Annotated in this window: 5 protein-coding genes and 1 pseudogene; 1 reads left to right on the top strand and 5 read right to left on the bottom strand. The window is 65.6% G+C overall.

Annotation, left to right across the window (positions count from 1 at the left end; genetic code table 11):
- The 4 genes and pseudogenes from BLQ73_RS30585 to BLQ73_RS30570 form a co-directional block, all read right to left on the bottom strand.
- Nucleotides 1–263: pseudogene (locus tag BLQ73_RS30585) on the bottom strand (membrane-associated oxidoreductase); the annotation flags it as partial.
- Between the two features lie 7 nt (nt 264–270).
- On the bottom strand, nt 271–534 hold the full coding sequence (locus BLQ73_RS30580) for a hypothetical protein (protein ID WP_093176390.1): 264 nt from the start codon (nt 532–534) through the stop codon (nt 271–273).
- A 10-nt stretch (nt 535–544) separates the two neighbouring features.
- The gene (locus tag BLQ73_RS30575) at nt 545–955 is read right to left on the bottom strand and encodes a hypothetical protein (protein ID WP_143020552.1); all 411 of its coding nucleotides are present in this window, start codon (nt 953–955) and stop codon (nt 545–547) included.
- Nucleotides 956–978: 23 nt separating this feature from the next.
- Nucleotides 979–3,681: a DNRLRE domain-containing protein gene (locus BLQ73_RS30570; RefSeq protein WP_093176385.1), complete on the bottom strand. Its 2,703-nt coding sequence runs from the start codon at nt 3,679–3,681 to the stop codon at nt 979–981.
- Between the two features lie 421 nt (nt 3,682–4,102).
- On the opposite strand from BLQ73_RS30570, the gene BLQ73_RS30565 reads away from it, so the two are divergent.
- Nucleotides 4,103–4,411, top strand: a complete 309-nt coding sequence (locus tag BLQ73_RS30565; RefSeq protein WP_093176383.1) for a hypothetical protein — start codon at nt 4,103–4,105, stop codon at nt 4,409–4,411.
- 565 nt (nt 4,412–4,976) lie between these two features.
- On the opposite strand, the gene BLQ73_RS30560 is transcribed toward BLQ73_RS30565, so the two are convergent.
- Nucleotides 4,977–5,555, bottom strand: coding sequence for a MazG nucleotide pyrophosphohydrolase domain-containing protein (locus tag BLQ73_RS30560; RefSeq protein WP_093176380.1), 579 nt, complete (start codon nt 5,553–5,555; stop codon nt 4,977–4,979).
- Between the last annotated feature and the right edge of the window lie 356 nt (nt 5,556–5,911).

The raw sequence follows: 5,911 nt of genomic DNA, 5'->3' as shown, positions 1-5,911 counted from the left end.
GTGCCGGTGGTGAGGAGGACGGCGGCCCAGAGGGCGGCCTGCCAGGGGCGGTAGCCGTACCCGACGATGGCGTCGAGGAGTCGGCCCCAGGCGCGGCCGGTGGGGCGCAGGGTGGTGCGGTGTTGGCGCTGTTTGGCGAGCATGACGCGGCGGGCGTCGGGTTCGTGGCCGATGCGGCGGTACCACGTGGCGAGCTGCTCGTAGGGCTGAGGGTGGTGGCCGTCGAAGACAACGTCTCCTTCGACGAATCCTTCTGACCCCACATCACGGTCATCGTCCTCGCGGGCCGGAGCGGATGCGCCGACCCGCCAGGACGATCAGCCCGATCTGGATGACGAAGAGCACCAGTGCGATCAGCGCCGCTGCCCCGATCGTCTGTTCCTTTGACAGTCCGCCGATACAGCTCGTCGTGTTCCCACCCCCATAGGGCAGAACGCAGCCGCTGCCCAGGATGCGTGCCGTGATGATCCAGTTGCCGAAACGCCCGGCTGGCCGTGGGTTGGTGGCGCTGTGCGGGCACGCGCGTGCCCGCACAGCGCCACGGCTATTGCATGATGGGTATTTCCTGGTTGGTGGCCTGGTCAATGAGACGTCGGCCAGCCAGCGGCTTCTCCAGAAGAAGCTGCTTCTTCATCGGATAACCCATGGCCTTCCTCATCCCTCCGTCCTCCCACGGAAAGAGCGGTTCACAGTTATCGCGAATCTCGATCCCCACGAGAACCCGGTCGTCATGCTCTGCAGTGGCAACCTGTGTCACTTCTTCGCAGAATGTTCCGTCGGGGGCGGGAGGGCTGGTCAAGATGGTGGCGGTCACCGTGCGCCCATCCCTCGCCACCATCGCAGATTCGATGGCGTACCAATGCGCTTGACGACCGCACGCCGCCGTCAGCAGAACAGCGCTCAAGGCCAGAGCTATGTTTCTTTGAGCATCAAAGGCATTGTTCATCGTCGGCACCGCTTCAGTTTAGGCGATTCGGCTCAGTTGATGCTGCGCTTCTTGATGTCGCCTCCCCACGTGCGAACCACTTCCCGAATATCGGTGAAGTAGTTGTTGCAGGAGAAGGGCCAGAAAGTGCTCTCCGCCCTGCTCCCACCGCTGATGATGCCCTTGGCCATCACCTTCCCAGCGCCAGGGGAACCCGGCTGGATGACCGTGTAGACGGGTCCTCCCGAGTCTCCCGACAGCGTGCACTTCCCGGTTCTGCTGCCCTGGACCAGAGGGTAGACGTTGTCGTCGGGCTGGTTTCCGGGGTTCTCATACTCGGCCATCGCGTTGGGGTCCTCGACGACCCAGCCACACTGCTCACCCGTTTTGTATCCGCCGTTGCAGTACTGGTCGCCCTTCCTGGGACTGCGGCTCCATTTTCCAACGACTGCGCGCTTTTTATGGGAATATCGGTCGCCGGAGAAAATGGAGGCGGTGTGCACTCGCGTGGTGAGTTTGATCCGCGCCAGGTCGCCGTGGAGGCCGCCCCTGGGGTTCGGGAGAATGATGCTCCCCTTACCGTCGGTGTACGTGGTTCCCGCCCGGTCGCCCAGGGTGCCGCTGTTGTCGGTAAGCCCAGGTGTCTGGTTGGCCGGCATGTTGGTGGGGAGGCAGTGTCCGGCGGTGATGTAGTAGTTGTCGGACTGCGAACCCCAGGCGAAGCCGGTCGAGCATCTACCGCCGTGCGACATGTAACGGCTGCCGCCGTTGATGAATGCGTCGAACTCGCCGATGGTAGAGCCGCCGATGATTCCGTCTTTCAGGCGGCAGTCGCGTTCTTTGCCGTTGCCGTCCAGAGCACACTTCCACGTGCTGATATCTGGATCCGGTTCGGCGATCATGCGGATCGGACGTTCCACGCCGGGCCGCAGCCAGATCGCCACCGTCGTCGTGCCGTACCGCTGAGCCAGCGCCAGCCGCAGTGCGGGGGTCACTGCGCTGGCCTGAACCATGACCTGATTGCGCTCCGCCCAGACCGTGCTCTCGATGATCTTGTCGACGCCCGGGATCTCGGCGTCGAGCCCGAGGATCTCCCCGGCGATGGTGGTGAGCCGGGAGGAGCTGTTGCTCACTATGGGGACGCGCGGGCTCAAGGTGAAGGGTTGCGTCACCCCGGACGCACCGGTGCCGTCGGCGCCGGACTCCTGGGAGCCTTCGAATTCGTCGGCCTGGCTCCAGTCCGCACCACCGTTGCTGAGGTAGGCGGTTCCGGTCAGCGCCGGGGTGGCGACGGCTTGGCCTTCGGGGGTGACCGCGGGTGTGACGACCTCGCCGGTCACCATGTCGAGCATCGGCGGTCCGAGCGCCGTCGAGTGGGCCGCCACCCTTTCGTCGGCCACGTCCAGAGCGTGGGCCTGGGCCTCCGCCATGGGCATTCCGCGCCGCCAGAGTTGAGGCGCGGTGAACACCTCGACGCCGTCGGGGCCCGCCGGGTGCACGATCGTGGGCTCGCCGAAGCTCTCGAACGTGGCCGTCAGCTTTGGCGTCGTGTCGGGTCCTCCATGTTCCGAGGAGGCCAGCGCGCGCCAGTTGTCGTCCGGATTGGCCTCGTTGGCGGCACGGAGTTCGAGGCCGAAGTTGCCGGTACCGCCGGCCCAACTCTGCGCGATGTCGGTGAGCGGCCATTCGAGCCTGCCAGGATCGCACAAGGGAGCGAACGCCCTGGTGACCGTCCGGGCCCCCTCGTCTGTCGAGGTGGGTTTGTTCGCCCACGTGAGGGTGTCCTGGCTCCACCTGCTCGTCACCCTGCGAACCTGGATGCCGTCGCCGACCGGATCGCCGCACGACGGCGCATCGGTGTTGAGAAGGGAGAGCTTGGCGTCCAGCACCTGGTTGCCGATCAGACCTCTGGTGTCGAACTGCAGGTAAGTCCGGTTCGGGAGCCCGAAAACCGTGCCGGCCGTGAGGAGTGGGCGGGTCGGATCTGCCGAGAGCCCGTCGTCGGCGATGTCCACGTCGATGTTCGTGCTGGTGGTGAAGGTGGAGGCGATGGTCAGCGGATAGGTGGTGGAGCGGGCGTTGAGGAGTGCCGCGTCGGGTGCGATGACCAAGGATTGGCGGTCCTTGCTTCTGCTCAGTGCGGTCTTGACCCGCCCGGGCCCGCGTGGCGCGGCGGCGGGTTTCCGGTCGCCTTCCGGCTTAGCCCATGTGGCCGCGTTGTATGCCCGGGAGATTCGGTGCCCGGCGGATGTCACCAGGTCCAGGCCACCCTTGCGCTCCCGGAGTTTGAGGCCCTTCGACTCCACTTGGAGAGTGATCTCCACGGGTCTAGAGGGTTTCGAGCGAAGAACGATCTCCTGTCTGTACCCAGTGGGTAGCGCGGTGAGCACGAGATCGGCCCCTGACCCGCCGGCGTCGGCGTAAGTCGCCTTATTGCCGTGGACGGTGGGGCGCGGGAGGGCTGTGGGCCAGCGCAGGCTGACGGATTGCTTGTCGTCGGGGCTGAAGGTGACGAGAGGTTTGTCCGAACCTCCTGGTGAGAAGTGCGATGTCGTCTTGGCGACCTTCGGGCGAAGAACGCCGCCCTGCTCGACGAGGGTGGTGTCGATCCAGGCCCATGCTCCCGTGGTCTGTTGCACGCGTACGGGCTGGGACCAGGTCTCCATCGTGATACGTCCATCCGGGTGACGGGTGGCGCGCATGGTTTCCGTGGCGGCCCCGAGCAGCTCCACCGGCTGGTGGGGGTCCTCGTTCACGAGCCGCACAGCCGGGGGTGGTGCCGCGGCTGCGGGAACTTGAAGAATTGCCAGCCCGCTGACTACTAGGGCACCTCCGGTTACAAGGTGTAGTAGCCGATGCTGGGGGGTGGAAGGGAGATTTCTCACACAACCGTCCTTTCGGCGATCTTGCAAGCCCGGCAAAGTTACAAGATCAACCGTTAGGAGTGCAATAACATAGTAAAGAACGATAGATCATAAAATTTCCACCACACACCCTTGGGCTGGGAGGATGTCCGTCAGAATCGAATGCCACAAAACCCTGACGTCGCAACGTGGGTCCCACCCGTAAACGTCGGCTGACAAGCCGATATCGTGCCGCTGACCTGCAACCTCCTCAGACGGACGTGCGTTTCAGCGCACCGTGTCGGCCCGGCGCGACAGAAGGAGGTCACGCTCTGTGTCCGTGCCCCACGAGTTTCCAAGGCTCTGCCATACACTCCTCGGCCTCCGCGGGGCGGCCGAGGCACCGCAGGAGTTCGGCCCTGGTAGCGGGAAGAAGATGATGCCGGGGCAGCGCCTCGTCCAGATCGGCGAGGAGGGCGAGGCCCGCCTGCGGGCCTTCGGTCTCTGCTTCGGGGCCTTCGCCGTGGGCGCTCCGCCCGAGGCGACAATCTGCCCGAGTGTGGGCGCGTTCGTGTGGAGCATTGTCGAGGCGCGCTTCAAGGCAAGGACCTTGGAAGCTGGCAGCCGTGGCTGGAGGCTCTAGTCGAAGGCGCTGTCGCCAGTATCACACAGCGAGAATCGCTTAAATCGCGCGCGACGCGGGTGCGTCAGCCGCACGCTGGGCCAGCGATTGGGCACGGCGTGGGGCGGCGCGGGCCGCAGACTTCACCGCCGCCGCAGGGAACTACCTGTGAAAGGCCATTGTCGCCATACGAAAAGCGGTCCCGCCAGGACGGCGGGCCTTAATCCGGCGGGTGGTGATCGGAGCTTATGAGGATCGGCCAGCCGTAGCGTGCGCCAGGGGCAGCCGTGTCGGGGAGGCATCGGCAGGCACTAACGATCCGGCGATCGGAACCCTCACCCGCTGTATTACCACGTGATAAAAGCGTATCCGTCGCCGTTACCACCCTTCCTGCCGGGAGCGCTGGCCTTGATCTCCTCACCGTCGAGGCCGACCTGTTCGGCCTGGGCTGGTGGTCGATCTTCTGGGTGAACGTCCCGATCGCGATCACGGGCTGATTATGGGTGCCCGCTTCATGTCGCCAACTCCAACAACACGTCGGAGCCGTTGATCGGGAGAATGGGGTTGTCCCGATCTTCGGGGCACCTCATGGTGCGGTGCCCGGTCGGGCCCAGACGCGGCGGTCGTTGATCTCTTCTTTGGTGCGTAGGGCCTGCGTCAGGTCCAGGTTGGCCCGGTTGGAGATCGCGGTCAGTCGTAGGAGGACACCGGCCAGGCCGTCGGCGAGATTGGATTGGGCGGGCTCGTGCCCGAGTGCGGAGGCGCATACGTCGCCGACTTGGGCGGAGAGCAGGAGGCACTGTTCGATCAGGGGGTGCGCCACATCGGTTCGTTCGGCGACATGGAGCTGCAGGTCGGCGAGGGTTTCCGTCCCCTGAGTGCCGAGCGCGCGTGTCAGGTGGATGTCGGCGCGGTTGGCGATGGCGGCGACGTAGATGAGCACGTCGGCGAGCTCGTGGCCGAGGTCTCCGATGGCGCTGGCGGTGTCGATCGACAGCGCCTCATGCTTGCGGACGGCCTTGCACACCTCGCCGGCTTCCTCGCTCAGCTTGAGACATTGCTCGATGAGCGAACTGTCGTTGAGACCGCGCGCCAGCTCCATCTGCTCGACGTAGCGTTGGAGCTCCGGCAGGGACGGTGAACGCTCAGCGGAGAGTGGCTGCATGGTGGTCCTGTGACGCTCGGTGCGCGAGGGACGGAGCCGCCACGGTAGCAGCCGGGCTTCCCGGGGCTCAGGGGAACGTGCTCGGCAAGGAAGGCGTCATCACCGTCGAGGAGAGGTAGCAGCCGGGCTTCCCGGGGCTCAGGGGAACGTGCTTTCAGGGGGGAAGACGGGGAGGCCGCGCGTCATGGGGGGTTTGGGGGGCGGAGGACGCGGGCGGTGCCGGCGATGAGGGCGGTGGCGAGGATCCAGCCGGAGGCGATCAGGGTCCAGGCGAGCCATCGGGTCCAGCCGGCGGGGTCCCAGGCGGCGCGTTGTTCGAAGACGCTGACGGGGACGAGGAGGTCGAGGGTGTAGAC

The sequence above is a fragment of the Sinosporangium album genome, assembly GCF_900100605.1.
In the GTDB taxonomy this organism is placed as follows: Bacteria; Actinomycetota; Actinomycetes; order Streptosporangiales; family Streptosporangiaceae; genus Sinosporangium; species Sinosporangium album.
This window is presented reverse-complemented; position numbering and strand designations above follow the sequence as displayed.